At 71.1% G+C, this 25,625-nt stretch carries 22 protein-coding genes; 10 read left to right on the plus strand and 12 right to left on the minus strand.

The genetic code is table 11. The features are described from left to right. Positions 1-54: 54 nt before the first annotated feature. Positions 55-786 (minus strand): DUF6193 family natural product biosynthesis protein, encoded by a 732-nt coding sequence (locus tag OHA86_RS19180; RefSeq protein ID WP_329176985.1) that lies wholly within the window; start codon positions 784-786, stop codon positions 55-57. Between the two features lie 452 nt (positions 787-1,238). Here OHA86_RS19180 and OHA86_RS19185 point away from each other — a divergent pair, with 452 nt between their 5' ends. Both OHA86_RS19185 and OHA86_RS19190 read left to right on the plus strand, forming a co-directional pair. After that, positions 1,239-1,787, plus strand: a complete 549-nt coding sequence (locus OHA86_RS19185; RefSeq protein WP_329176987.1) for an RNA polymerase sigma factor — start codon at positions 1,239-1,241, stop codon at positions 1,785-1,787. Further along, positions 1,784-2,428: a hypothetical protein gene (locus OHA86_RS19190; RefSeq protein WP_329176988.1), complete on the plus strand. Its 645-nt coding sequence runs from the start codon at positions 1,784-1,786 to the stop codon at positions 2,426-2,428. Before OHA86_RS19185 ends, OHA86_RS19190 begins: the two co-directional genes overlap by 4 nt. Positions 2,429-2,827: 399 nt before the next feature. On the opposite strand, the gene OHA86_RS19195 is transcribed toward OHA86_RS19190, so the two are convergent. After that, positions 2,828-6,151: a discoidin domain-containing protein gene (locus tag OHA86_RS19195; protein WP_329176989.1), complete on the minus strand. Its 3,324-nt coding sequence runs from the start codon at positions 6,149-6,151 to the stop codon at positions 2,828-2,830. 229 nt (positions 6,152-6,380) lie between these two features. Between OHA86_RS19195 and OHA86_RS19200 the strand changes: the two genes are divergently transcribed. Together OHA86_RS19200 and OHA86_RS19205 are read left to right on the plus strand one after the other, a co-directional pair. Beyond that, positions 6,381-7,253 (plus strand): class I SAM-dependent methyltransferase, encoded by an 873-nt coding sequence (locus tag OHA86_RS19200; RefSeq protein WP_329176990.1) that lies wholly within the window; start codon positions 6,381-6,383, stop codon positions 7,251-7,253. Between the two features lie 45 nt (positions 7,254-7,298). Then, positions 7,299-8,771: a serine hydrolase domain-containing protein gene (locus OHA86_RS19205; RefSeq protein WP_443071998.1), complete on the plus strand. Its 1,473-nt coding sequence runs from the start codon at positions 7,299-7,301 to the stop codon at positions 8,769-8,771. On the opposite strand, the gene OHA86_RS19210 is transcribed toward OHA86_RS19205, so the two are convergent. The 5 genes from OHA86_RS19210 to OHA86_RS19230 form a co-directional block, all read right to left on the minus strand. Further along, on the minus strand, positions 8,710-10,257 hold the full coding sequence (locus OHA86_RS19210) for a DHA2 family efflux MFS transporter permease subunit (RefSeq protein ID WP_329176992.1): 1,548 nt from the start codon (positions 10,255-10,257) through the stop codon (positions 8,710-8,712). The two genes, OHA86_RS19205 and OHA86_RS19210, sit on opposite strands and share 62 nt — an antisense overlap. 147 nt (positions 10,258-10,404) lie before the next feature. Continuing rightward, positions 10,405-10,917: a MarR family winged helix-turn-helix transcriptional regulator gene (locus OHA86_RS19215; RefSeq protein ID WP_329176994.1), complete on the minus strand. Its 513-nt coding sequence runs from the start codon at positions 10,915-10,917 to the stop codon at positions 10,405-10,407. 75 nt (positions 10,918-10,992) lie between these two features. Next, positions 10,993-11,496, minus strand: coding sequence for an NUDIX hydrolase (locus OHA86_RS19220; protein WP_329176996.1), 504 nt, complete (start codon positions 11,494-11,496; stop codon positions 10,993-10,995). Between the two features lie 209 nt (positions 11,497-11,705). Continuing rightward, on the minus strand, positions 11,706-12,941 hold the full coding sequence (locus tag OHA86_RS19225) for a cystathionine gamma-lyase (RefSeq protein WP_443071767.1): 1,236 nt from the start codon (positions 12,939-12,941) through the stop codon (positions 11,706-11,708). Then, positions 12,938-13,315 (minus strand): phage holin family protein, encoded by a 378-nt coding sequence (locus OHA86_RS19230; RefSeq protein ID WP_329176997.1) that lies wholly within the window; start codon positions 13,313-13,315, stop codon positions 12,938-12,940. The genes OHA86_RS19225 and OHA86_RS19230 overlap by 4 nt, the downstream gene beginning before the upstream one ends. A 78-nt stretch (positions 13,316-13,393) precedes the next feature. On the opposite strand from OHA86_RS19230, the gene OHA86_RS19235 reads away from it, so the two are divergent. The 3 genes from OHA86_RS19235 to thiC all read left to right on the plus strand — a co-directional run bounded on the left by OHA86_RS19235 (position 13,394) and on the right by thiC (position 16,167). Next, positions 13,394-13,711, plus strand: a complete 318-nt coding sequence (locus OHA86_RS19235) for a cupin domain-containing protein (protein WP_329176999.1) — start codon at positions 13,394-13,396, stop codon at positions 13,709-13,711. Between the two features lie 127 nt (positions 13,712-13,838). Beyond that, positions 13,839-14,060 (plus strand): DUF5326 family protein, encoded by a 222-nt coding sequence (locus OHA86_RS19240; RefSeq protein WP_329177001.1) that lies wholly within the window; start codon positions 13,839-13,841, stop codon positions 14,058-14,060. A 343-nt stretch (positions 14,061-14,403) separates the two neighbouring features. Then, entirely contained in the window at positions 14,404-16,167 is a 1,764-nt protein-coding gene (gene thiC, locus OHA86_RS19245) for a phosphomethylpyrimidine synthase ThiC (RefSeq protein WP_329177003.1), read from the plus strand. Positions 16,168-16,222: 55 nt separating this feature from the next. On the opposite strand, the gene OHA86_RS19250 is transcribed toward thiC, so the two are convergent. Beyond that, complete coding sequence (locus tag OHA86_RS19250; RefSeq protein WP_329177005.1) at positions 16,223-17,476, minus strand: helix-turn-helix domain-containing protein; 1,254 nt, start codon at positions 17,474-17,476, stop codon at positions 16,223-16,225. A gap of 237 nt (positions 17,477-17,713) precedes the next feature. On the opposite strand from OHA86_RS19250, the gene OHA86_RS19255 reads away from it, so the two are divergent. Continuing rightward, positions 17,714-18,067, plus strand: a complete 354-nt coding sequence (locus tag OHA86_RS19255) for a helix-turn-helix domain-containing protein (protein WP_329177006.1) — start codon at positions 17,714-17,716, stop codon at positions 18,065-18,067. 159 nt (positions 18,068-18,226) lie between these two features. On the opposite strand, the gene OHA86_RS19260 is transcribed toward OHA86_RS19255, so the two are convergent. The 4 genes from OHA86_RS19260 to OHA86_RS19275 form a co-directional block, all read right to left on the minus strand. Then, positions 18,227-18,586, minus strand: coding sequence for a hypothetical protein (locus OHA86_RS19260; protein WP_329177008.1), 360 nt, complete (start codon positions 18,584-18,586; stop codon positions 18,227-18,229). Positions 18,587-18,782: 196 nt separating this feature from the next. Then, positions 18,783-19,667 (minus strand): hypothetical protein, encoded by an 885-nt coding sequence (locus OHA86_RS19265; RefSeq protein WP_329177010.1) that lies wholly within the window; start codon positions 19,665-19,667, stop codon positions 18,783-18,785. A gap of 160 nt (positions 19,668-19,827) precedes the next feature. After that, positions 19,828-21,138 carry a metallophosphoesterase gene (locus tag OHA86_RS19270; RefSeq protein ID WP_329177012.1) on the minus strand — a complete coding sequence of 437 codons (1,311 nt, stop codon included), beginning with the start codon at positions 21,136-21,138 and terminating at the stop codon, positions 19,828-19,830. A gap of 195 nt (positions 21,139-21,333) precedes the next feature. Further along, entirely contained in the window at positions 21,334-22,440 is a 1,107-nt protein-coding gene (locus OHA86_RS19275; protein WP_329177014.1) for a LacI family DNA-binding transcriptional regulator, read from the minus strand. A 406-nt stretch (positions 22,441-22,846) separates the two neighbouring features. Here OHA86_RS19275 and hisC point away from each other — a divergent pair, with 406 nt between their 5' ends. Beyond that, a complete protein-coding gene (gene hisC / locus OHA86_RS19280) occupies positions 22,847-23,929 on the plus strand; it encodes a histidinol-phosphate transaminase (protein WP_329177015.1) in 1,083 nt (360 codons plus the stop codon). A 170-nt stretch (positions 23,930-24,099) separates the two neighbouring features. Next, a complete protein-coding gene (locus OHA86_RS19285) occupies positions 24,100-25,617 on the plus strand; it encodes a cytochrome ubiquinol oxidase subunit I (RefSeq protein WP_329177016.1) in 1,518 nt (505 codons plus the stop codon). Positions 25,618-25,625: the final 8 nt, after the last annotated feature.

Consider the following 25,625-nt stretch of genomic DNA (forward strand, 5'->3'; position numbering starts at 1 on the left):
CACCTGCGAGTGGATCCAGACGAAGGGCGGACAGTTCCCGGATGGGCGACCTGATCAGCTGAGTTGCTGATTGCGCAGATCGTTGGCGGTGCCGGCGACAGCTGGACCACAGTCGGCTGGGAGACCGCCTATCACCAAGGCGATGGCGTGTTCAGCCGTGTCTGCCTCGCCGATCACAGACCCCCGGGAGGGACCGCAAACGCGAAAGTGGCCATCGCTCAGCGGATCGACGAACGGCACGTTCCATGAGTATAGGAACCCGGTGAAGGTCGTGAAGTGAAGTGACCAGTGGCTGGTGAACGGATACAACTGCCGCAACTTCGGTTCGGCCGAAGCCGTTTCGGCGAGCGCCCGGGTCTGGCGGGCGAGACCGAGCCGGCGTGCCTCCTGGCGCAGATCCTCCAAAAGGAGCCGCCACTGCGCGGTGACTGCTTGGGCTGGACCGCGCTCATGCGCCTCGGCTTGCTCGCTCACCTCGACGAAGGGGGCAGCCTCCTCGATCTCGCGGAGCATGGCCCCATTTCGCCAACCTGCCGCAGCTCGGGCCAGCTCTCCCAGATCGGAGGTCGAGCCCGAGAGTAGCTGAACGCCTCGACACAGGCCATTGATGTTGAGCCAGCGGCTCTCCGACCCGATGAAGATCCAGCAGGTTTCCCGGCCAGGAGCCGTGCTGGCGACGCCAGCTGTCCGCAGCGGATCCGAATCGTTGCTCAGCACCGTGCCGAGGGTGAGCCCCTGCTCGGCGGCAGCCACCTCCAGGGCCGCGGCCAGACTGCCGGCAGCCACGAGATCAAGATAGAGACCAGGGTCTGCACGAGCGGGTTCGTGTCGAGCAGTGCGCGGGGTGTTTGAGGTCGGAGTCTGCCGTCTGCGGTGAGGAAATGGCCACCGCCGTGAGACGGACCTCCCCTGCCACGCGGTGAGACTGGTCGCAGAGCAGCAGGTCAGCGCGGTCCCCTATGACATGAGCCGCGAGATCCTACATCCGCAGGGCTCAAAACCTCGGCGCAGTCTCAGCGGTGATGACACAGCGGCGGTACGAGTGCCGCAGTCGTGAAACGTGCAGGTCAGCCCGCCGCTCTTGCGGAGCGGCGGGCTTTTGGGCCGCCGACATGTGGGCGGCGGTGGGGGGATGGGTGTAACGGCTTCGGGGGGTCGAGCCAAGGACAGGGTGTAAGGCAGTGCTCGTCCGTCCAAGGAGTCGTCCCGTGCAAGCGGAGCATTCAGCAGCGCCACCCGTGCGTGATCCGGTCGGGTTCGCCGTGTTCTATCAGCAGCAGTTCGACACGGTGCTCGGGTTCGTCACCCGGCGTACCGACAGCCCGCACGTGGCCGCGGACCTGACCGCCGACATCTTCCTGACTGCGCTCGAGCAGGCGCACACCTACGACGCCCGGCGCGGCACACCGGGCGCCTGGCTCCACGGCATCTCCCGCAACGTGCTGGCCGCGCACTTCCGGGGCAGTGCCCGCGAGCGGCGGGCCACCGCCCGGATCGCGGGCCGGCGGCTGCTGGACGACCAGGACGTCAGCGCCATCGAGGGCCGTATCGACGCCGCCCGCGACGCCCGGCAGTTGGCCGCGCGGCACGCCGCCCTGTCCGAGCCGCTGCGCGCGGTGCTGGACCTGGTGGCCCTGGACGGGCTGACCACCCGGGAGGCCGCGCAGGCCCTGGGGATCAGCGCGGCCACCGCCCGGGTGCGCCTGCACCGCGCCCGTAAGGCCTTGCAGCGCGTCGACACCCGGACCACCGCATCCCTCTACGCCGTCTCGGAGGCCCGCTCATGACCAACCCCGCGCACTTCCAGCAGCAGCTCGCCGAGGAACTCACCGCCCGCGCCGCCGCCCTGCCGCCCAAAGCCACGGTCGCGGCGACGGAGCCCCCGCCCCCGCGCCACACCCGGCGGATCGCGGTCACCGCGCTGGGCCTGGCCGCAGCCGTCACCGCGGCGATTCTGATCCCGCACGCGGCCCGCACCACCGCACCGCGGGCAGGCGCGGGCGCGGGCACGGTCCGCCCGCCCGCCGGCAGCGCGCCGGTCCTGAGCAACGCCTCCTACACGGTGGTTCCCCGCAAGGACGGGACCGTCACCCTCCAGGTGATGGGCGCACAGCTGTCCGGACTCCAGGCGGCGCTGCGCAGCCTGGGCGTGCCTGCCGTGGTCCTGCGGCTCTCGGACTCCTGCCCCGCCGACGTCCGTACCGACAACGCCGACCTCGAAGCGGTCCAGTCCTTCGATCCGAAGAACGGACGCCTGATGGTGATCCGGCCCGGTGCCATCCCCCTCGGGGACTCCCTGGTCCTGGTCGACCACGCGCTCACGGGCGATCTGCACCCGGACACCATGGGCTCCATGGAGGTCCTGCTGGCCCATGGCGAGCCCACCTGCTTCCCGGCCTCCCAGGCCAACGTCATCGGCGCGGGCTAGACGCGTACCGGTGGCAGCAGCGCCTCCGGGGGCCGGTCCCCTCAGTGCGGGACCTCACCCGGCGGGGAGGGCGCGGGCGAGCCAGCCGAAGAGGCACTGGTGGAAGAAGGACAGCGCGCCCAAGTGGCAGTGCTCGCCGGCGCCTTCCGCCTCGGTGAAGGTGCTCAGCTCCGCTCGACTGGCGGCCGGCCACGGTCCGTACGCCGGCAGGACCCGGCTGCCTCGACCGCCTCACCGGCGTCGTCCTCGCCGCGATGGCTGCGGCCCACCCGTAGCCGTGGCTGCCCCGGGCTCAGCCACACCGTATCTCCGGCCCGGAAGGGTGCCGGTGACGGAACGACACACCCCGGAGCCGCGCGGGGCGGCTCCGGGGGTGTCCTTTCCTGGGGAGAGGAAGGGTCAGGTGGTGGTCCAGACGAAGGTCGCGGAACCGGTGGCTCCGGCCTGGTCCTTCACGGTGACCGTGACCGTGTAGCTGCCGGCCCGGGTCGCCGAGCCGGTGAAGCGCCCGCTCGCGCTGAGCGAGATGCCCGGCGGCAGGCCGGACGCGGTGTAGGTGTGGTGCGCGGCGGTGTCGGCCGGGTCGAAGGCCCAGTCGACGGCGGAGTGCACCGGGCTGCTCATGCCGTACGGGTTGGGCACGGACAGGGCGGCCGCGGTGGCGGGCGCCGCGGAATTCGCGGTGGCCGCCTTCGGGCCGATGGCCGCGGCGACGGCGCCGTTGACCGTGGTCGGCACGGTGAGCGTGCCGGTCAGCGGCAGGCTGCGCGAGGAGTCGCCCAGCAGGATCTGGTAATTGCCCGCGGCCGTGGTCCAGTTGCTGCTGCCGGTGTTCCAGTAGGCCAGGTCATGGGTGCTGACCGTGAAGGTCAGCGTCTGCGACTGGCCCGGGTTGAGGGTGACGCGCTGGTAGCCGCGCAGCTGGTGCACCGGCTCCCCGGTGGAGGCCGGGTCGCCGACGTAGAGCTGCGCGACGTCCGCGCCCGCCCGCGTCCCGGTGTTGGTCACGGTGACGTGCACCGTGGCGTTGCCGCCGCTGAGCGCGCCGACCTGGAGATTGCTGAAGCCGAAGGTGGTGTAGGACAGACCGAAGCCGAACGGGAAGAGCGGTGTGATGTTCTTGGCGTCGTACCACCGGTAGCCGACGTTCAGGCCCTCGCTGTACTGCACCTGCCCGTTGGTGCCGGGCCACTGGGCCGCGGTGTTCGCGGGCACGTCGGCCAGCGACTTCGGGAAGGTGACCGGCAGCTTGCCGGACGGGTTGACGTCGCCGAAGATCAGCGCCGCCATCGCCGTGCCGATCTGCTGGCCCGGGTAGAAGCCCTCGAAGACGCCCGCGACCTGGTTCAGCCACGGCATGTTGATCGCTGAGTTGTTGTTGAGGACCACGATGGTGTGCGGGTTCGCCGCGGCCACCTGGGCGATCATGTCGTTCTGCTTGACCTGGCTGCCGCCGTTGTTGGGCAGGTCCAGTGTGGTGGTGTCGTGCTCCTCGTTTCCGTAGTTGTCGCTGGCGTAGACGATCGCGACGTCGGAACCGCGGGCCAGGGTGACGGCCGAGTCCAGATTCGTCGCGTCGTTGTACTGCACGGTGGTGCCGGTGCCCGCGACCCGGTTCTGGATGCCGGTGATCGGCCAGACCGTGCCGGAGCTGGTCACCGTGGCGCTGCCGCCGCCGATGGACTGCACACCGGCGCCGCCGTCCCAGCCGATCACGGCGATCGAGTGGGTGGTGGCGGTGGACAGCGGCAGGATGCCGTTGTTCTTGAGGAGTACGGTGCCCTCCTCCGCGCCCTGCAGGGCGACCTGGACATGCGCAGGGGTGGTCACGGTGGCGTCCCGCGAACCGCTGGGCGCCTTGTCGAACAGCCCGAAGGCGAAGAACTGCGTGAGCAGCCGGCTGATCATCGTGTTGAGCGTGGTCTGGCTGACGGTGCCGTTGGCGACGGCCTGGGCCAGGAAGTCCGCGTAGAAGTAGCCGTTGGGCATTTCCACCGTCAGGCCCGCGTTGGCGGACTCCACCGTCGAGTGGGTGCCGCCCCAGTCACTGGTGATGAAGCCGCCGAAGTTCGCCTGCTGGTACAGGCCGGTGTTCATCAGATCCGGGTTCTGGCAGGCCGGCGTGTTGTTCACGATGCTGTACGCGCACATCGCCGCGGCCGGCGAGCCCTGCTGGACCGCCGCCTGGAAGGCCGGCAGATACAGCTCCTGCATGGTCCGCTTGTCGACGATGACCGTGCCGGCCGGGTTCTCGATGTTGTAGACGGCCACGTGCTTCATCTCGGCCATCACACCCTGGCTCTGGATGCCCTTGATGTCGGCGGTGGCCATCTGCCCGTTGAGGTACGGGTCCTCGCTGAAGGTCTCGAAGGACCGGCCCCAGCGCGGGTCGCGGACGATGTTCAGCGTCGGGCCGAGCGCCACCTGCACGCCCTTGCCCGCGAATTCCGCACCGATCGCGGCGCCGTACTGCTGCTCCAGCGCGTTGTCGAAGGTCGCCGCCGAGGCGTTGGCGGACGGCATCTGGGTGACACCGCCGAGCCCGTCACCGACGCCGTGCGGGCCGTCCTGCAGACCGATGTTCGGGATGCACAGCGACGGGATGCCGGTGATGTTGCCGATGTACGGCGAGGCGTTGTTGTTGCCGTGCAGGATCGACACCTTCTGCGCGGTGGTCATCTGCGCCATCACCTGCGAGACGCGGGTGGAGACCGGGGCGGTGGACCCGACCCAGGGGCAGCTGCCGTCACCGCCGCCGGGCGGCGGAGTGGTGCCGCCACCGCCGGCCGTCAGCAGGGTGAACTCCCACAGCGAGTAGCCGTACGGGGTGGCGCGGACCGTGCCGTACATCCGCACATAGCGGCCGGTGGCGTTGAAGGAGAGGTTCTCCACCCCGCCCGGACCGGTGGTCGTGGAGTAGACGGTGTTCCACGTGGAACCGTTGTCCGAGACCTGGATCTGGTACGCCTTCGCGTACGCGGTCTCCCAGCTCAGCTGGGCGCCGCAGAGCGCCTGCGAGGAGCCGAGGTCGACCTGGACCCACTGCGGGTCGGCGGCGGCGCTGGACCAGCGGGTGCCCGCGTTGCCGTCGAAGGCGGCCGAGGCGGGAGTGCCGGCGTTCTCGGTCGAGGACGCGGTGGCGGGCTTGCCGAGCGCGGCCGTGGTCGTACCGCAGGAGGCGGGCGGGGTGCCGCCGCCACCGGAGCCGCCGTAGACCTGGAACTCCCACAGTGAGTAGCCCCACTGGGTGGCGCGGGCCGTGCCGTACATCCGGACGTAGCGGCCGGTGCCGGTGACGCTCAGGGTCTGGACGCCACCGGTGCCGGTGGTTGTGGAGTAGATGCTGTTCCACGTGGAACCGTTGTCCGAGACCTGGATCTGGAAGGCCTTGCCGTAGGCGGCCTCCCAGTTCAGTACCACCTGGGTGATCGGCTGGCTGGAGCCGAGGTCGACCTGGAGCCATTGCGGGTCGGTGGCGGCGCTGGACCAGCGGGTGCCGGTGTCGCCGTCGACCGCCGCGTTGGCGGTGAAGGCGTCCTGTACGGACGAGGCGGTGGCCGGCTTGCCCTGGGAGAGCAGGACCGGGGTGGCCGCGCGGGACGAGGACGCCACGATCGACAGATACGCCGAGGCGATCAGGACCAGGACGAGCAGGACAATACCCTGCGGTGACTGGCGGAAACGTTTACGGGATAGGGAGAGCCCTTGTGGGGTGACCCTCATGTGTCTTCTCCTACGTGTCGGAATGCAACTCGCGGGTGTGGGGGGTGGTAGGAGGAACCGCCAGCGGGCTGAGAGCGCTCTCTGGCAGTCGTGATATCTACGCCCGGCCCTGGGGGGTGTCAACCTTTCTGACACGCAGCGCCCGGTGAAACCGCTTACTTTGACGGGCAGTTGACCCGGGAGCGCTCCCGTCCCGCACACGCGCCCACCCGGATGGGAGCCTGGAGGGATGGACGAGGACAGGGAAGCGGGCCGGATCACGGTCGAACTGGAGGGCGTCCCCGAGACGCTGCTGTGGAACCTCTACCAGCGGTCGGTGGAGGCCGGCCGCCCCGGTCGCCGGCTGCTCGACGACCCCCGGGCGGTGGAACTGGTCGAGCGGATCGACTACCCCTTCGAACGCTTCGGCGGCGACGGCATGGCCCAGTGGCACGCCCTGCGGATCGCCTGCCTCGACAGGGAGGTGCGGCGCTTCCTCGCCGCGCACCCGGGCGGCACGGTGGTGGCACTCGGCGAAGGCCTGGAGACCCAGTTCTGGCGGGTGGACGACGGCCGGGCGCACTGGCTGACGGTGGATCTGCCCGAGACGGTGGCGGTACGCGAGAAGCTGCTGCCCGACGCCCCGCCGCGCCGCCGAACGGTCGCCTGCTCGGCGCTCGACCTGCGCTGGATGGACGACATCGGCCCCGGCACGCGGCCACAGGATGTGCTGGTCACCGCGCAGGGCCTGCTGATGTACCTGCCGCCGCGCGAGGTCAGGCGGCTGATCGCCGCCTGCGCGGAGCGCTTCCCCGGCGGGTCCTTCCTCTTCGACGCGCTCCCGCGGGCGATGGTCGCCCGCAACCAGGCCGGCGGCATGGACACCTCCGGCGGCTATCGCGCCCCGCGCTGGCAATGGGGCATGGACACCGGGGAATACCGCAAGGTCGCCTCCGCCTCGCCGCGGATCGTCGAGGTCCGCAGCCTGCCGCTGCCGCGCGGGCGCGGCCTGTACGCGATCGCCCCGGTCTCGCATCTGCTGCCCGGTGTGCGGTCGATGCGGATGTCGATCGTGGCGGTGCGCTTCGGCCCCGCCGACTACCGTAATGACGCGCGGGCCTGACGCCCGCTCGCAGAGACGACGGCGGAAGGGCGGGTGCGGGTGACCGTGGACAGCGGGGCGGGGACCGGACACGGCGGCGGGCCGGGGAGCGCCGGCGAACTGCTGCCCGCCACCCGGCGGGCCCTGCTGCACCGGGTGGCGGTGGGGCAGCGCGAGGGGCGCACCCCTTCCCTGGTGGGAGCGGTGGTGCGGGACGGCGCGCTGGTGTGGTGCGGCTCGCGCAGCATGATCGAGGGCCACGCGCCCGACGCCGACACGCAGTACCGCATCGGCTCGATCACCAAGTCCTTCGTCGCGGTGCAGGTGATGCGGCTGCGGGACGAAGGGCTGCTGGACCTGGGCGACCCGCTGAGCCGCCATCTGCCGGAGACGGCGGCGCGGCCGGGCGGCGCGGGCCAGGCCGTCACCGAGGCCGGCCAGGTCGGGCTCGACGCGGCCGGGCTGCGGGCGGCCGGACGGCTGACCGTGGGCCAGCTGCTCAGCCACACCTCGGGCCTCGCGTCGGAGACCCCGCCGCCCTGGTGGGAGCGCACCCCGGGCGCGCTGCGGCCCGAGCTGGCGGATCTGCTCGGCGCCGACCCGGTCAAGCACCGGGCGGGCCGCCGCTACCACTACTCCAACCCCGGGTTCGCCCTGCTCGGCGCCCTGGTGGAGCAGGTGCGCGGGGTGCCGTGGGGCGAGGCGCTGCGGGCCGAGATCCTCGATCCGCTGGGCATGGCGCGGACGACGCTGCTGCCGCAGGCCCCGGCCGCGGGCGGGTTCGCCGTCCACCCGTGGGCGGATGTGATGCGGCCCGAGACCGTGGCGGACACCGGGCGGATGGCACCGGCCGGGCAGCTGTGGTCGACCGCGGCCGATCTGGCGCGCTGGGTGGCGTTCCTGACGGCCGGTCGCGACGGCGTGCTGAGCGTGGCGACGCTGGAGGAGATGCGGCAGCCCGCCGCGCCGCCCGAGGCCGCGGACCCGGACGGCGGCTACGGGCTGGGGTTGCAGCTGAGCCGGCGCGGGGGACGGCTGCTGGCCGGTCATACGGGTTCGATGCCCGGTTTCCTGGCCACGGTCTGGGTGAGCGCCGAGGACGGTGTCGGCGCGATCGCCCTGGCCAACGCGACCTCCGGACCCGCGGTCGCCGCCATCGCCGCCGACCTGCTGGCGATCACCGCCGACGCTGAGCCGGGCCTGCCGGCCGCCTGGCGCCCCGCCGACGCGCTCGACCGTGATCTGCTGGAGCTGGCGGGCCCCTGGTACTGGGGTCCTCAGGCCTTCGCGCTACGGATCGACGCCGACGGCGGCCCGCGCCTCACGCCGCTGACCGGCCAGGGCCGTGCCACACGGTTCCACGTGGAACACGACGGGACCTGGACCGGTCGCGAGGGCTATTACGCGGGCGAGACGCTGCGGGTGGTCCGCGGGACGGACGGCTCGGTCAGCCATCTCGACCTCGGGTCCTTCGTCTTCACGCGCGAGCCCTACGATCCTTCGGCTCCGCTGCCGGGCGGTTTCCCCGGCTGGCACTGATCCCTTCGGCGCTCCGGCCGTCCGCGGCAGCGGAGTCCCTCGCCCCGGAGACCGCCGCGGGCGCCCCGCTGCGTACCGGCGCGCGGAGCAGCACCGCAGCCGCCACGGTCGCCACGGCGAGCAGTCCCGCGGCGACCAGGAAGGCCAGGTGGTAGCCGCCGGTCAGGGCGGCGGGCAGCGGGTGGCCGGCCGCCGTCAGACGGTCTGTGCGGGCGCTGGCCAGCGCGGCGAGCACGGCCAGGCCGAGCGCGGCGCCGATCTGCTGGGCGGTGTTGAAGACGCCCGAGATCAGGCCGGAGTCGGCGGGTGTGGCGTCGGACATGCCGAGGGTCATCAGGGCCGGCATCGCCAGTCCGAAGGCGACCCCGAAGACCAGCGTCGCCGGAAGGATGTCGCCGGCGTAGGAGGCATGCCCCGCGGGCACCCGGGCCAGCAGCAGGAAGCCGCAGGCGAAGAGCGCGAGGCTGGGCAGCAGCACCGCCCGCTCGCCGAAGCGGGCGCCCAGCCTGGCCGACAGCGCGAGCGACATCACGCCGATGACCAGCCCGGTGGGCGCGATGGCCAGGCCGATGTGCAGCGGGTCGTAGCCCTGCACCCGCTGGAGGTAGAGGGTGACCATGAACTGGAAGCCGAAGCCGCCGGCCACCATCAGCGCCTGCACGAGGTTGGCGCCGGTCACCAGCCGGGAGCGGAAGAGCCGCAGCGGCATCAGCGGGTGCGCGGCCCGGGCCTGCCGGACCAGGAAGCCGGCCAGCAGCGCCAGCGTCACGGCGCCGAGGACGGCGGTGGAGGCCGACGTCCAGCCGTGGTCGGCGGTGCCGACGATGGTGTAGACGCCCAGCATCAGGGCCGCGGTGACCAGGAGCGCGCCGGGCGTGTCGGCGCCGCGTACCGGGCTTCCGGAACCCGTGGCGGGCCGGTCGTCGGGCAGCAGGCGCAGGCTGAGAAGGGCGGCGCCGACGCCGATCGGCAGATTGACGAAGAAGATCCAGTGCCAGTTGACGGCCTGGGTGAGGACGCCGCCGGCCAGCAGCCCGAGCACCCCGCCCGCGGACTGCACGAAGCTGTAGACGCCCATGGCCCGGCCGCGTCCGCGCGGGTCGGGGTAGAGGGCGATCACCATGCCCAGGCTGACCGCCGAGACCATGGCCCCTGCGGCGCCCTGGACGAAGCGGGCCGCGATCAGCAGCCCAGCGGAGTCGGCGAGGCCGCAGGCGAGCGAGGCGGCGGTGAAGGCGGCCAGCCCGCCGATCAGGACGCGGCGGCGGCCGATGAGGTCGCCGATCCTGCCCGACAGCAGCAGCAGGCCGCCGAAGGCGATGAGGTAGGCGTTCACCACCCAGGCCAGTGCGGACTGGGAAAAGCCCAGGTCGCGCTGGATGGACGGCAGGGCGACGGTCACGATCGTGCCGTCCAGGATGATCATCAGGGTGCCCGCGCTGAGCACGGCGAGGGCGGCGCCGCGGGAACGGGAAGACAGTGGCATGAGGTCGCCTCCTGGCGGATGGATTGCCAGGACCGACCGTAGCAGAAGGTTTTGTTAGAGACTATCTATTACGGGCTTACTTGCCGCCGGGCTGCCCGGGCTCCCCGTTCGCTCCCGGGTCGACAGCTCACTACCCCGACTGCCCGATCACTGACGGGCCTGTCGTGGCCGACGCGCGCCCTGGACGCCCTCGGGGGAGTCGGCCGGCACCGCCAGGTGCCCGGTGACCAGCCGATTCAGCGCCGCGACGAAGGCCGAGCGCTCCGGCTCCGGCAGCGCGCCCAGCACATTCCCGTGCACCCGGTCCACGATCTCCTGACCCGCGGCCACCACCTCCGCGCCCGCCGCGGTGACCCGGATGATCCGCGCCCTTCGGTCGGTCGCCGACGGCACCCGCTCGGCGAGCCCGGCGCGCTCCAACTGGTCGACGGTCACCACCATCGTGGTCTTGTCCAGGTCCGACAGCTCGGCGAGCTGCGCCTGCGTCCGCTCGGTCTGCGCGGCGTGCGCCAGCACGCAGTGCGCCCGCGGCGACATGCCGATCTCGGCGAGGGCGGCCGTCATCTGGGTGGTCAGCACATGGGCGGTGTGCTGCAGCAGGTACGACACGTCGGTGGTGCCGGCGGCCTGTGCGGGTGCGGCAGCGGTGTCCGGGGTCATACGCCGAGGGTAGCAAAATAGGTCCGCTACGGGACGATCCCGCAGCGGACCTATCGCGGGGCCGTGTGCCGGGTCTCAGCCCATCTCGGGGCCGAGCAGTCCGAGCACGCCCTCGATGTTCGCGTCCAGGTAGTGCCGCAGGGTCAGCGGCACGATGCCGACCGAGGCGATGCCCATCCTGCTGAACGGCACCCGCACCACTTCGTACTCCCCGCAGGGGTCGTCCACCTCGGGACCGTGCCGCAGGCCGAGGTCCATCGACTCCAGCCGGCAGGCGAAGAAGAACTGCACCTTCACGCCGTGCGAACCGTCGTCCGCGATGTGCTCGACGGTGTCGACGAAGGCGGGCACCACATCGGTGATCTTGGCGCCCAGCTCCTCGTCGATCTCGCGGTGCAGGGCCGCGACGACACCGGCGTCGTCGTCCTCGACACCGCCGCCGGGCGTGACCCAGTACGGTGCGATGCCGGGCTTGGTGCGCTTGATCAGGACGAGCTGGTCACCGTCGAATACCAGGGCGCGGGCAGTGCGCTTGACCACCGGGCGGGTGGCGGGGCTGGAATGCGGATCCGGGGGCATGCCTGAGATCTGCCGCGGACGGCCCGGGGGCAAACGTGCCGGCGGCCGTCAATCGGAACGTTCGGCCGGGCCGTACGCGGCCGGTGACCACGCGCGCCCGGCCCGTGTCCGGCGCGGATCCGCCGCGGCCCGTAAGGCCCCGGGCGGACCGGGCGGAGCGGGCGGAGCGCCCACGGAGCCCGAAGGACGGGGCGAGCGGACCGTCGCGGTCATGACGGGGGAGCCGCCGCGTCCAGCGCGCCCAGCACATCGGCCACGATGTCGTCCGGGTCCTCGATGCCCACCGAGAAGCGGATGAAGCCGGGCGGTACGGCGTCGCCGCCCCAGCGGGCCCGGCGCTCGGCGGTGCTCTGGATGCTGCCGAAGCTGGTGGCCTCCGCCGTCATCCGCAGCGCGGCCAGGAAGCGTTCCGCGTGCGCCCGGTCGGGCAGGGTGAAGGACACCACACTGCCGAAGCGGCGCATCTGCCGGGCGGCCACCGCGTGCGAGGGGTCGGTCGGCAGCCCCGGGTGCCGGAGATCGGTCACTTCGGGGCGTTTGAGCAACGCCGTCGCAAGAGCCACGGCATTCGTCGCCTGCCGGTCCACCCGCAGGGCGAAGGTCGCGATCGACCGGTGCGCGAGCCAGGCCTCCATCGGCCCGGGGACCGCGCCGACCGTTTTGCGCCAGAACCGCACACCTGCGGCCAGGTCCGCGTCCCTGGTGCTCACGTAGCCCAGCAGCAGGTCGCCGTGGCCGCCGAGCGCCTTGGTGCCGCTGGCCACCGAGAAGTCCGCGCCGAGCGAGAGCGGCCGCTGCCCTAGCGGCGTGGCAAGGGTGTTGTCGACGGCGACCAGCGCGCCCGCCGCATGGGCCGCGTCCGCCAGCCGCCGGATGTCGCACACGTCGAGGCCCGGATTCGACGGCGTCTCCAGCCACACCAGCGAGGCGCCCTCGACCGCCGCCAGCTGCGCGTCACCCGCGGTCGGCGCGAGCCGTACCGTCACGCCGTAGGACTCCAGACGCTCGCGCAGCGCGCGCGTGGTCTGGTAGCTGTCCGACGGCAGTACGACCGTCTGCCCGGCCTTCACCTGCGACAGCAGCACCGCCGCGACGGCCGCCATGCCCGAGGCGAAGACCGCGGTGCCGACCGCCGCGTCGCCCGGCGCCTCCAGCTCCGAGATCGCCTGCTCCAGCCGCTCCCAGGTCGGATTGTCGTCCCGGCCGTAGAGGTAAGGGCCGGCCGCCTCGCCGGGCAGGTGGTAGTGCGAGACGAAGACCGGACCCGGCAGCGACGGCTCGTACGCCCTCGCCGGCGGCCGCCCGGCGTGCACGCTGCGCGTGCTGTCGCCCGGACCGCCGCCGTGCCCCTGGTCCCCGCCGTGCCCTTGGTCCCCGCCGTGCCCTTGGTCCCCGGCGTTCCCCGGCCCCGCGGGGACGTCCGTGCCCCCCTGCCCGCCGCTCACTCGTCGTCCGGCAGGACGACGTGCAGTGCCCAGGACACGATGCTGATGATCAGAGCGCCGACCACCGCGGTCCAGAAGCCCTCCACGTGGAAGTCCAGGCTCAGCTTGCCGGCCAGCCACGACGTCAGCAGCAGCATCAGGGCGTTCACCACCAGCGTGATCAGCCCCAGGGTGAGGATGAACAGCGGGAAGGACAGCACCTTGACGATCGGCTTCACCAGCCAGTTCACGACGCCGAAGACCAGCGCGACCAATATCAGGCTGAGCACTTTTCGTGACGTGGAGTCACCGGTCAGGGTGATGTCCTTGATCACCCAGGTGGCGATGCCGAGGGCGGCGGCGTTCGCCAGGGTTTTGACGAGGAAATTCTTCATGGTGTGATCGTCGCAGACCTGATGGGCAGGGCAAGAGACGGTGCAGAACCGTAGCCCGACCGCAGCGGAGGAGTAGCGATGAAGGTGTTCCGGCTGGATGACCTGGACGCGGAACGGGCCGCGAACGATGGCGCCTACCTGCGCTTTCTCAAGGAGCGCACTATGTCGGCCGGGCTGTACGCACTCAAGGCGGGGGAGGCCGACCCGCAGCAGCCGCACGCTCAGGACGAGATCTACCTGGTGGTCAGCGGCCGGGCCGCGATCACGGTGGGTGAGGAGACGACGACCGTCGCGCGCGGCAGCGTCGTCTATGTGCCGGCCGGCACACCGCACCGCTTCCACCACATCACCGAGGACCTCAGGGTCGTGGTGGTCTTCTCCCCGCCGGAACCCTAAGGGTGCGATCAGGGTCGGATCCGGCGTCCGCGGCCCCCACCGCGGGCAGAAGTAGCCCTACAGTCGAAGTATCGGCGGAAAAGCCGCCGGACCGACCCGGTGCGGGGACGAAGGAGAGTCAGGCGTCATGGACAAGCTGCTGAGGGGCCTGCCGTGGTGGGTCAAATGGGTCGCCATCCCGGTCATCGCGCTGGTGGTCTTCGGCTCGCTGGTCGCCGCCCTGGTGAGCTTTGTGATCGGCCTGCTGTTCAAGGTGATCGTGTTCGTGGTCCTGGTCGGGGCGCTGGTCCTGGTCGTGAAGCGCGTCACGTCCGGCGGTTCGTCGAAGTCCTCGAAGCGCGATTGGTGACGGTCGCGGCGATCTCCCGCCCGTTCACCCCGTACGCCGCCGGTGGCCCCGCCACCGGCGGCGATCGTGTGTACGGCGCCGCAGCGTCCGTCCGTACGGCCGGCGGTTCGCGTGCCCGACGGGGGAGTCCGCGGGCCGTTCACCGCGAGGGCCCTGGTGCCCGTACGCATCCAGCCGCTACCGTTGGGGCCACCTTTGCACACGCGGGAGCTCGGAGCACCGGGCTGAGAGGGCGCTGAAAGCCGAAGCGGACGCGGTACCGACGAGGTGCCGACGCCGACGCGACAGCTGCGCCGACCGCCGAACCTGTTACCGGGTAATGCCGGCGTAGGGAGTAGGTCTCATGACCACGCAGGACGCACGCACGCGCGAAATCGGCTGGCACAAGGCGTATCTCACCGGGTCACGGCCGGACATGGCGGTCCCGGTCCGCCAGGTGCACCTCACCAACGGGAGCGATGTGACGCTGTACGACACATCGGGCCCCTACACCGACCCGTCGGTGCAGACCGATGTCCGGCGGGGCCTCGCCCCGGTCCGGGAGAACTGGATCATCAGCCGCGGCGACACGGAGGAGTACGCGGGCCGCCCGGTCCGCCCCGAGGACGACGGCATCAAGCACACCTCGCCCCGCAGGGGCCTGCGGAATCTGGACGCGGTCTTCCCCGGCCGCCCACGGCTCCCCCGGCGCGCCCGCGGCGGGCAGCCGGTCACCCAACTCGCCTACGCCAGACGCGGCGAGATCACCCCGGAGATGGAATACGCCGCCCTGCGAGAGAACGTCCCGCCGCAGACCGTGCGCGAGGAGATCGCCGCCGGCCGGGCCGTGCTGCCGGCGAACGTCAACCACCCGGAGATCGAGCCGATGATCATCGGCAAGCGGTTCCTGGTGAAGGTCAACGCGAACATCGGCAATTCCGCGGTCACTTCCTCCATCGAGGAGGAGGTGGAGAAGATGACCTGGGCCACCCGCTGGGGCGCCGACACGGTCATGGACCTGTCCACCGGGCGCAACATCCACACCACCCGCGAATGGGTGCTGCGCAACTCCCCCGTCCCCATCGGCACCGTCCCGCTCTACCAGGCGCTGGAAAAGGTCGAAGGCCGCGCCGAGGAACTGACCTGGGAGATCTACAAGGACACCGTCATCGAGCAGGCGGAACAGGGCGTCGACTACATGACCGTGCACGCCGGCGTCCTGCTGCGCCATGTGCCGCTCACCGCCCGCCGCAAGACCGGCATCGTCTCGCGCGGCGGCTCGATCATGGCGGCGTGGTGCCTGGCCCACCACAAGGAGAGCTTCCTCTACGAGAACTTCGCCGAGCTGTGCGACATCCTCGCCGCCTACGACGTCACCTATTCCCTCGGCGACGGCCTGCGCCCCGGCTCCATCGCCGACGCCAACGACGAGGCGCAGTTCGCCGAGCTGCACACCCTCGGCGAGCTGAACACCATCGCCAAGCGCCACCAGGTGCAGACCATGATCGAGGGCCCGGGCCATGTCCCGATGCACAAGATCAAGGAGAACATCGACCTCCAGCAGGAGATCTGCGAAGAGGCCCCGTTCTACACCCTCGGCCCGCTGACCACCGACATCGCGCCCGCCTACGACCACATCACCTCGGGCATCGGGGCCGCGATGATCGCCTGGTGGGGCACCGCGATGCTCTGCTACGTCACCCCCAAGGAACACCTCGGCCTGCCCGACCGCGACGACGTCAAGACCGGCGTGATCACCTACAAGATCGCCGCCCACGCCGCCGACCTGGCCAAGGGCCACCAGGACGCCCAGGCCTGGGACGACGCCCTGTCCGACGCCCGCTTCGAATTCCGCTGGGAGGACCAGTTCAACCTGGCCCTCGACCCGGACACCGCCCGCGCCTTCCATGACGAGACGCTGCCGGCCGAGCCGGCGAAGACCGCGCACTTCTGCTCGATGTGCGGCCCGAAATTCTGCTCGATGAAAATCAGTAAAAGCATCACAGAGCAGTTCGCCCCTGACTTGGCCTCAGCGGCGTCGGACGCCGAGATCGAGGCGGGCATGCTGGCGAAGTCCGCAGAGTTCGCCGCCGCAGGCAACCGCGTCTATCTGCCGCTGGCCGACTGATACCAGAACGGGAACGCCGCTGGGCTGGCTGCGTATGCAGCCGGTTCGGCGGCGCTCAGTCGTGCTCTCTCAGGAGGGCGACCAGGAGGCGGCCTTCCTTTGCTCCTTGGCGCATGAGGACGGCGGCGGTGGTGTGGAGTTCGTTCCAGGAGTGGGGGCGGCCGATGTCTGCGGCGTCGGGGACGCTTGCCACGGCCACCGTGGCCGCGCGGGCTGATTCGCCGGACGCGGCGAGGGCGTGGGCGAGGCAGGTGCGGTACCAGGTCTTGTCGCGGCGGTAGTCGTCCGGCAGTGCGTCGAGTCCGACCGTGAGGTGGTCGACGGCCGTCTGCCAGTCGCGGAGGTGCATGGCGGCCATGCCGCGCTGGAGGGTGAACCACGTCTCGTCGTAGAAATACATCCAGACGGGTTCGTCCTCGGGATGTTCGGCGGCGCGGCTGATGATCTCCTGCGCCTCGTCCAGCAGGCGGCGGGCGTCGTCGCCCTCCCCGCCCAATGCGTGGCCGCGGGCCGCCATCTGCACGGCGTGGCCCTGGACACCCAGCGATGTGCCCGGGGCGGACCAGCGGGATGCTTCCGCGAGGCGTACGCACCGGTCCGCGCGGCCTTTGGACCACGCCATGTGGGCCTTCATGTTGAGCGTGGTGGCGGCCATGTTGGCGTCTCCGGCCTCCAGCGCCCATTCGTGGGAGCGGTCGTACCAGGCCAGGGCGGCGGCGGTGTCGTCCTGGTCCTGTGCCATCCACGCGAGGAACTGCGCGTGCTCTGCGGCCAGTCGTACGACCCGGTCGGCGAGCGGGCCGCGTGCTCCGGCGTACAGGTCCACCACGGTATCGAGCTGCTGGCGCATCACGCCGACGAGCGGGCGTGAGCCGATCCGGTCTTCGGCTCGGCGGTGCTCGGCGAGTAAGCGGTCGAGCCAATCGAGGGTGGCGGTATCCACGCGGCGCGAGCTGTCCACCGCGCCCGCCACGCGCAGCATCAGGTCGCCGTCCGGCATGGCACTGGGCAGAGCCAGGCCCGGGACGGGAGCTTGGCCCGCCGTCGTCTTGGCTCCGGCTTCCTGGAGTGCGCGGGGGATGCCGAGTCCCGCGATGATGCGCTGCTGCACCTCGACGGAGGTGACGCGGCGGCGTCCGCGCTCGATGTCGGAGACGTCGGGCTGCACGAGGCCGACTCGTTCGCCCAGCTTGCTCTGGCTCAGCCCGGTGAGCCTGCGGTACGTGCGGAAGACGGTGCCCCAGTCATCGCGGGCGATTGCTGCGGCCAACTGCGGGTGGGACCAAAGGATCTCGGGAGTTTCCCCCATAGCTCCAATATAGGACGCTCCCATAGCGCCATCGGATGGGAACGGTGAGTAGGCGACGCAAAGGTCTTGGTGACAAGGACCCCCGCGACCGCGTGAACGGTCCGGGGGCATGGCCCAACGCTGAATAGGAGCGTCGCGCATGCGCGAGTTTATCGACCGTTCGCCCGGGTGGGTGGTGGGCTGATGCGGTTGCTTCCATGGACAGGCGAGGGCGATAGGCCCTGCTACTTGAGGGGGGTGAGCGGTCGTGAGGGGGTCGGGAAGATCCTGTGGGCCGAATGCGCAGCCGACGACGGGCGCGGGGAGATTGCCGCTGTGGTGAGGGGCGGGCGTCGGCGGGAGCGTCCGCGCAGGCTGAACCAGGAGCCGGAAGCGGTGACCTGGGCGCGCGAGAAGAGCGGTCTGACGAAGCGGCGGCTCGCCGAGGTGGTGGGCATCTCGGAGCAGTTGATGGGAGAGGTCGAGTCCGGCTGGCGCAGCGCCACTCCTGCGAATCTGGCGAAGATCGCCGAAGCGTTGAACTGCCCGATCGTGGTCCTGGAACGCAAGCGCGCAAGTGGCACGGCTACCCACAGCCAGGTAGCTCCCTGAATGTCCGCTCGCTCTCTCAGGTACACGGCCTACGCTCCAACTGTCCAAGGGCACGCGGGCGGGGTCCGGGGACACGGTGGTTCGTGGCGCGTCCTGCGCCCCTCGGGCACGCCGGTTGAGCGGGCGTCAGGGGCGCGGGGCCTCAGCGGCGGCCAGGGCTCAGGTGGGTGGGACGGGCGGGGGCCAGCCGACCGTGGAGAAGCTGCGCCACAGGCCGAGGGCCACGACGGCGTTGGCGGAGAAGGTCGACGCCAGGTAGGAGCTGGGCCGGCCGGCCGGGTCGGTGCAGTGCGGGCCCTTGTGCAGGACGATGTCGATGCCGGTGCCGTTCATGACCTCGTCCACCCCGAGCGGCGCCAGTTCCTGGCATTTCCCCTGCACCGGATTGACGATGCTCTGGGTGAAGTCCGCGCCGCGGGTGGCGGTGATCCGGCCGCCCGAGGTGTCCGAGCAGCCCGTGGCCGCCCACACCAGCGGGACGATCGAGCACAGGGCGGCGAGCGTACGGCGGACGCGCATGGGCTTCTCCCGTCTGACCAGGTACGGGATGAGTCAAACAACGTCACACGCCGGGCGCGACCGGGGTCGGCCAACCGGGGGGCTCGGCCTCACTCCGGCGGACGCGGCCCCGGACGTCGCCCCAGAAGGGGGCGCAGACGTCGCCGTGCAAACCGCCGCACATTGCCGCGGCCGGAACGGCGTCACCAGGGTGAGGTCATTCCGGTCCGCGGCCGGGCCCGCCGAAATCCGGGCTGCTGAAATCCGGACTGCCGAAGTCGGGGCTGCTGAAATCCGGACTGCTGAAACGCGGCGCGGACGTCCGCGGCTCCGTGTCCTGCGGCGAGGAGTAGTCGGGGCTCGAATAGCCCAGGCGCGGAATCCGCGGCACGGAGGGCGCGACGGACGGCGCGGCAGGGATCGAGGTGTCGTTCAGCGCGGCGTCGAGGAAGGGCAGCAGCCCGCGGTCGAGCAGCGCCTGATGCCACGTCTCGCGGGCCTGCAGCACCTCAGGGGGCATCCCGTCGGGCGAGTCGTGGATGGCGCTGGAGCCGTCCCGCAGCGCGGTCAGCAGCAGCCCGATCGCGCCGAGCAGGATCGACGCGGCGGCGACCGCGGCGAAGAACCAGCCCGCCGTGCGCAGCGGTGCGGCGATGGCGGGCTGCGGATCCACCGCGTCCATCGAGTAGCCGATCACCAGGAAGATCAGCGCCGCGGCTCCGGCGAGCAGCGGTGTCAGGACGGCGATGACGGCGGCCAGCCCCGCGCCGGAACCCGCACCGTCAGCGACGCCCATGGCGGCATAGCCGAACGCCCTGCTGTCGCGGGACCGCGCCGCCTCGCGCACCGCTTCCCGCGTCTGCGCGCGGAGCGTGCGGTAGACGTCGTACTCGGCGGCGGCCCGCCCGCTGATCGGCTCGGCTGCGGCCAGCGCAAGGGTGCGCAACTGCTCGGCGTTCAGCGGCAGGCCGTCGCCCATGGCGCCGTCCGGCCGTCCGGGACCCCGGGCTTCCTCCTCGTCCAGGACGATACGCAGGGCCTCGTCCAGAACGTGCTCGAAATCAGGGCGGTCTTCGTTGAGCAGGTGTGGAGCGGTGGTCATGTGCATCCCCCGATGCTCCGACTCCCCGAGCGAGGCCGGTGTTCCGTCACGGGAACGGGCTCGACCGGCCGGATGCGCGGAGAGCGGTGTGCCTACGGATAAAGCGATGGTAGAGCGGGGAGGTCAGACCGAAACAGGGTGCAACCAGGAAATGTGGAGGTTAGCCAATCAGCGGGAGTTGGGCAACCAGTAGGCGGCCTTCCATGGTGACGCCGCCGTCCATTGCCACGGCGAGACTGTCCGCGTAGACCATCGGACCGCTCACCGTGTGGCCGCGCTCCTCGCCGTCCTGCGGCGCCTCCCCGGCCTCGCCCAGCAGGTAGGGGATCGGGCTGTGCCCGTGCACCACCCGCCGTCCGCCGTAGGTGCCGAGGATTTCGCGGGCGGCCTGCGGGCCGTCGTCCCCGCGGAAGGCGAAGCGCTTGGTGAGCTTGCGGAACAGGTCCCAGCATTCGTCGGCGTCATTGCGCTGGAGCACGCCGGTGATCGCGTCGTTCATCTCCTCGATGCTGCTGCCGTAGTCCAGATACGCGGTGGTGTCGGAGTGCACCAGTAGATGGTCGTCGGTGAGGTGGGCGGCGTCCAGCCGGGAGATCCAGGTCAGATGCCGGTCCTCGAGGCGCTCCATGTCGGAGGGCTGGCCGCCGTTGAGGCGCCAGGCGGCGAGGAAGGAGGCGGTGCCGCCCACGGAATTGACGGGCGTGTCGCCGAAGCGGTGGGCGCCGAGCAGCAGCAGTTCGTGATTGCCCATCAGGGCGCGGCAGTATCCGCCAGCCGCTGCGGCCTCCGCGGACAGCTGCATGACCAGTTCGATCACGCCGATGCCGTCCGGGCCGCGGTCGGTGAAGTCGCCGAGGAACCACAGCCGCGCGCTGCCCGCCGACCAGTGGCCCTCGCCGTCCACCAGGCCGCGTTCGCCGAGCGCCGCCAGCAACTCGTCGAGATAGCCGTGCACATCGCCGACGACGTACAGCGGACCGGGGCGCTCCGCCCGCTCCGCCGCCGTCTGCGACGGGGCGGCGATCACCGGCAGGTCGCGTTCTGTGGGGGTGTAGTCGGTGGGGACCAGCTGCGTGTCGGGCTCGGTCGGTTCGTACGGCCGGGGCGGGGCGGGCACCGTCGGGGCGTGCACGGGCGCGGGCGGCGCGCTGTCGAAGGCCGGGACGGGAGCCGGCGCCGGGTAGCCGCCGATCGTGCTCTGCTGCCCGTAGCCCGCGGCAGGCTGGTGCTCATGGCCGTAACCGCCGGCCGCCTCCCGCGGGTGCTCGTAGCCGGCGCCCGCCGGTTCGTGCCCGTACGCGGCGGCCGCTTCGTACCGTGCGGCGTCCGCCGTGCCCGCGGCCTGCTCGAACGCGGGCGCGGGCGGGATGCCCAACGCGTGCTCGTAACCTGCCGCGCGTTCAAAAGCCGCCTCGGGACGCCAGCTGTCCGCGGTCCCGGGCTCGGCCCCCTGACCTGCCCCCTGAGTCATCGACCCCTCCACGATCGCGCCGCCATCCGCCCATCATAGGAATGACGCTGTCGCGTTGTGACATACCCGGGCAGCTGGTTTTCGCACGGTACAGACAAAACACCCCGTAGCCACCATGGCAATACGAAGGCCTGACGATGGACGGTACCGCGCGTCGCCGCAGTGCGGCCCGGTCCGGACCGCCGTCCTTGGACCTTAACCCTCCCCACGGGCCGGACCGCGCGGCGGGCTGACGGTGGTGCGGTGCGCGCGGCGCTGCGAGGAGGTGCGGATGATCAGCTCGGTCGGCATCACCTGCTGCACCGGCTGGGCCGGGCCGACCCCCTCGATGGCGTCGATGAGCAACTGCACGACCGCGGTGCCGATCCGGCGCGGTTTGAGCGACAACGTGGTGATCGGCGGCTCGGTGGCGGCGTAGCCGGTGCTCTCGCTGCAGCACACCAGCAGCAGGTCGTCGGGCACCCGCAGACCGTAGCGGCGGGCGGCGGCGAGCAGGTCGGTGCCGTTGGGGTCGAAGAGACCGTAGACGGCGTCGGGCCGGTCGGGCCGTGCGAGTAAGCGGTCCGCGGCGACGGCGCCCGCACAGGGATCGTGCGCGGGGTAGGCCTCGTAGACCGGTTCCTGGCCGATGCGCTCGCACCACTCCAGATACGCGGTGGTCGACAGCCGGGTGTACGTGTCGGTGCTGGTGCCGGTGAGCAGGCCGATCCGGCGCGCCCCGGCGGCCGCGAGGTGGTCGAGGATGCCGAGTACGGCCTCCTCGTGGTCGTTGTCCACCCAGGCGTGCACCGGCAGGCTGCCGGCCGGGCGGCCGTCGCTGACCACCGGCACGCCCTGCCGGACGAGTTCGGTGACGACCGGGTCCTGGTCCGAGGGGTCGACGACGACCGTGCCGTCCAGCGCCACATTGCCCCACACGTCGTGCCGTGAGGAGGCGGGCAGGATGACCAGGGCGTAGCCGCGGGCAAGCGCGGCGGAGGTGGCGGCCCTTGCCATCTCCGCGAAGTACGCGAATTCGGTGAAGGTGAACGGTTCTTCGCCGTATGTCGTCACCGTCAGGCCGATGAGGCCGGACCTGCCGGTGCGCAGCGTGCGGGCGGCGGCGGAGGGGCGGTAGCCCAACCGGTCGGCGACCTCACGGACATGGCGTCGGGTGGCGTCGGGCAGTCGGCCCTTGCCGTTGAGCGCGTCGGAGACAGTCGTGATCGAGACGCCGGCGGCAGCGGCGACATCCCTGATCCCCGCCCGCTCCAGCCGGCGTCCGACGGGCCGGCTCGCCTGGTGATTCCCTGCTGCTGTCATGGCGTGCCGATATTAGGGCGGCCTTGGCCCGCTCGGCCGCCACCCTGCTGGACACCGAGAAGGAAGGTTTCTGCATGATCGAAAACGTTATGCAATGTGGAATATGCAGACGGCAGGGCGGGAGTTCAGGAGATACGGGCGCAAGCACGGCGATCCGTGGACCAATGGCCCAATGGAACCTGTGGCGGCAAGTCACCCCTACGAGGGATGCGCGCCACCCGGCGCGCCACCGGAGCATGGTGGGGGCGCCGCCCTCGGCACAAGAACGCGGAGCGGCCACGAGGCGGTTTCGCGCCACCCCGCGGGGAGCCGCCGGGAGCCGTCCGCGCCCGCGCGCCGGAAGCGCCGCCGGCCGCTGTGGCGCACCGCACTCCCCAGGTCGGCGCGGTCCTCGTAGGGTGTGGCCATGAGCCCCGAGACCCCCAAGCTGCGCGTGGAACTGGACGGTATTCCCACCTACAAGCCGGGACGGCCGCCGGCCGCGGAGGAGGGCGCACCCGCTTTCAAGCTGTCCTCCAACGAGAATCCGTACCCGCCGCTGCCGGGTGTCCTGGAGGCGGCCACCGCGGCTGCGGCGTCCTTCAATCGTTATCCGGACATGGCCTGCTCCGAGCTGACCGCCGAGCTGGCGGCGCGCTTCGGGGTGCCGGCCGCGCATGTGGCGACCGGCACGGGGTCCGTGGGTGTGGCGCAGCAACTGCTGCAGGCGACCTCGGGCCCGGGCGATGAGGTCATATACGCCTGGAGGTCCTTCGAGGCCTATCCGATCATCACCCGGATCAGCGGTGCGCGGGCGGTGCAGGTGGCGCTGGACGCCGCCGAGCGGCACGATCTGGACGCGATGGCCGACGCGGTCACCGAGCGGACCCGGCTGATCTTCGTCTGCAACCCGAACAACCCCACCGGCACCGTGGTGCGCAAGGCCGCGCTGGAGCGCTTCCTGGACCGGGTGCCGGGCGATGTGCTGGTGGTGCTCGACGAGGCCTACCGCGAGTTCAACACCGACCCCGAGGTGCCCGACGGCACGGACCTCTACCGGGAGCGGCCCAATGTGGCCGTCCTGCGGACCTTCTCCAAGGCGTACGGCCTGGCGGGGCTGCGGGTCGGTTTCGCCATCGCGCACGAGCCGGTGGCTGCCGCGCTGCGCAAGACCGCGGTGCCCTTCGGGGTGAGCCAGCTGGGCCAGGACGCGGCGGTGGCGAGCCTGCGGGCCGAGCCCGCGCTGCTCGAACGGGTCGCGGGCCTGGTCGCCGAGCGGTCCCGGGTGGTCGGCGAGCTGACCGCGCAGGGCTGGACGGTTCCGGAGACCCAGGCCAACTTCGTCTGGCTGCGGCTGGGGGAGCGCACGGCGGACTTCGCGGCGGCCTGTGAGCGGGCGGGTACGACGGTGCGGCCGTTCCCCGGCGAGGGCGTCCGGATCACGGTCGGCGAGACCCCGGCGAACGATCTGCTGCTGCGGACCGCCGCTGCCTTCCGCAAGGAGATCTGACCGGGCCCGGGATCCGGTACTCCCCCGGCCCTCACCGACCCGGCCGCAGCGGCTCCGACCTGCGGATTCGCCCCCTGACCACCCCCCGGTGGCAGGGGGCGAACACATGTGCGCGATACTGCTTGTGAATGAGTTCACGTTCACAAGCGCGACGCAAAAGGAGACGTATCGTGCAGCTCGCACTGGAGCCACTGAACGTCGCCAGGTGGCAGTTCGGCGTGACGACCGTCTACCACTTCCTCTTCGTCCCCCTGACGATCTCGCTCTCCGCGCTCACCGCGGGCCTGCAGACCGCCTGGGTGCGTACGTCCAAGGACAAGTACCTCCGGGCGACCAAGTTCTGGGGCAAGCTCTTCCTGATCAACATCGCCATGGGTGTGGTGACAGGCATCGTCCAGGAGTTCCAGTTCGGCATGAACTGGTCGGACTACTCCCGCTTCGTCGGCGACATATTCGGCGCCCCGCTCGCCTTCGAGGCGCTGATCGCCTTCTTCTTCGAATCGACCTTCATCGGGCTGTGGATCTTCGGCTGGGACAAGCTGCCGAAGAAGATCCATCTGGCCTGCATATGGATGGTCTCGATCGGAACGGTGCTGTCGGCGTACTTCATCCTGGCGGCCAACTCCTGGATGCAGCACCCGGTCGGCTACCGCTACAACCCGAAGACCAAGCGGGCCGAACTCACCGACTTCTGGGCGGTGCTGACCCAGAACACCGCGCTCGCGCAGTTCTTCCACACCATGTCCGCGGCCTTCCTGACCGGCGCCGCCTTCATGATCGGTATTGCCGCCTACCACCTGGCCCGCAAGCAGCACATCGCCGTGATGCGCTCGTCGCTGCGGCTGGCCCTGGTGGTCGCGGTGGTGGCCGGCGCGCTCACCGCGATCAGCGGGGACACGCTCGGCAAGGTGATGTTCAAGCAGCAGCCGATGAAGATGGCCGCGGCGGAGGCGCTGTGGGACGGGCAGAAGGGCGCGCCCTTCTCGATCTTCGCGGTCGGTGACGTCAGCAAGGGCCACAACGAGGTCGCGATCGACATCCCCAATCTGCTGTCCTTCCTCGCCACCGACAACTTCACCTCCTACGTCGGCGGCATCAACGATGTGAACAAGGCCGAGCAGCAGAAGTTCGGCCCCGGCGACTACCGGCCGAACATCCCGGTCGCCTACTGGGGCTTCCGCTGGATGATCGGCTTCGGTGTGGTCTCGATCGGGGTCGGCGCGGCGGGGCTGTGGCTCACCCGGCGCCGCCTGTGGGTGGCGCCCGAGCACCGGACCGGCGAGGACGAGGTGCCGAACCTGATGCTCACCAGGAAGACCCGGTTCGGCCCCGGACTGTCCCGCTGGTACTGGCGGCTGGCACTGCTCACCATGGTCTTCCCGCTGCTCGCCAACTCCTGGGGCTGGATCTTCACCGAGACCGGCCGCCAGCCCTGGGTCGTCTACGGAGTGCTGCGCACCCGGGACGCGGTCAGCCCAGGGGTGTCCACCGGGGAGGTGCTGACCTCGCTGATCGTCTTCACCGGCCTCTACGCCGTCCTCGCCGTCATCGAGGTCCGGCTGCTGTTGAAGTACGCCAAGGCCGGCCCGCCGGAACTGACCGACGAGGACCGCCGGTCCCCCACCCGTATCGGCGGTGACAGCGGCGGCACGGACGCCGACGACCGCCCGATGGCCTTCTCGTACTGAGCGGCAGG

This window comes from Streptomyces sp. NBC_01477 (genome assembly GCF_036227245.1).
Lineage (GTDB): Bacteria > Actinomycetota > Actinomycetes > Streptomycetales > Streptomycetaceae > Actinacidiphila.

What these genes read in the sequence shown, in the direction of transcription:
- OHA86_RS19210 (WP_329176992.1), bottom strand. Translation starts at nt 10,257, where the DNA reads ATGCCACTGTCTTCCCGTTCCCGCGGCGCCGCCCTCGCCGTGCTCAGC.
- OHA86_RS19215 (WP_329176994.1), bottom strand. Translation starts at nt 10,917, where the DNA reads ATGACCCCGGACACCGCTGCCGCACCCGCACAGGCCGCCGGCACCACC.
- OHA86_RS19260 (WP_329177008.1), bottom strand. Translation starts at nt 18,586, where the DNA reads ATGCGCGTCCGCCGTACGCTCGCCGCCCTGTGCTCGATCGTCCCGCTG.
- OHA86_RS19270 (WP_329177012.1), bottom strand. Translation starts at nt 21,138, where the DNA reads ATGACTCAGGGGGCAGGTCAGGGGGCCGAGCCCGGGACCGCGGACAGC.
- OHA86_RS19200 (WP_329176990.1), top strand. Translation starts at nt 6,381, where the DNA reads ATGGACGAGGACAGGGAAGCGGGCCGGATCACGGTCGAACTGGAGGGC.
- OHA86_RS19250 (WP_329177005.1), bottom strand. Translation starts at nt 17,476, where the DNA reads ATGGGGGAAACTCCCGAGATCCTTTGGTCCCACCCGCAGTTGGCCGCA.
- OHA86_RS19220 (WP_329176996.1), bottom strand. Translation starts at nt 11,496, where the DNA reads ATGCCCCCGGATCCGCATTCCAGCCCCGCCACCCGCCCGGTGGTCAAG.
- OHA86_RS19195 (WP_329176989.1), bottom strand. Translation starts at nt 6,151, where the DNA reads ATGAGGGTCACCCCACAAGGGCTCTCCCTATCCCGTAAACGTTTCCGC.
- OHA86_RS19240 (WP_329177001.1), top strand. Translation starts at nt 13,839, where the DNA reads ATGGACAAGCTGCTGAGGGGCCTGCCGTGGTGGGTCAAATGGGTCGCC.
- OHA86_RS19265 (WP_329177010.1), bottom strand. Translation starts at nt 19,667, where the DNA reads ATGACCACCGCTCCACACCTGCTCAACGAAGACCGCCCTGATTTCGAG.
- hisC (WP_329177015.1), top strand. Translation starts at nt 22,847, where the DNA reads ATGAGCCCCGAGACCCCCAAGCTGCGCGTGGAACTGGACGGTATTCCC.
- OHA86_RS19275 (WP_329177014.1), bottom strand. Translation starts at nt 22,440, where the DNA reads ATGACAGCAGCAGGGAATCACCAGGCGAGCCGGCCCGTCGGACGCCGG.
- OHA86_RS19235 (WP_329176999.1), top strand. Translation starts at nt 13,394, where the DNA reads ATGAAGGTGTTCCGGCTGGATGACCTGGACGCGGAACGGGCCGCGAAC.
- OHA86_RS19190 (WP_329176988.1), top strand. Translation starts at nt 1,784, where the DNA reads ATGACCAACCCCGCGCACTTCCAGCAGCAGCTCGCCGAGGAACTCACC.
- thiC (WP_329177003.1), top strand. Translation starts at nt 14,404, where the DNA reads ATGACCACGCAGGACGCACGCACGCGCGAAATCGGCTGGCACAAGGCG.
- OHA86_RS19230 (WP_329176997.1), bottom strand. Translation starts at nt 13,315, where the DNA reads ATGAAGAATTTCCTCGTCAAAACCCTGGCGAACGCCGCCGCCCTCGGC.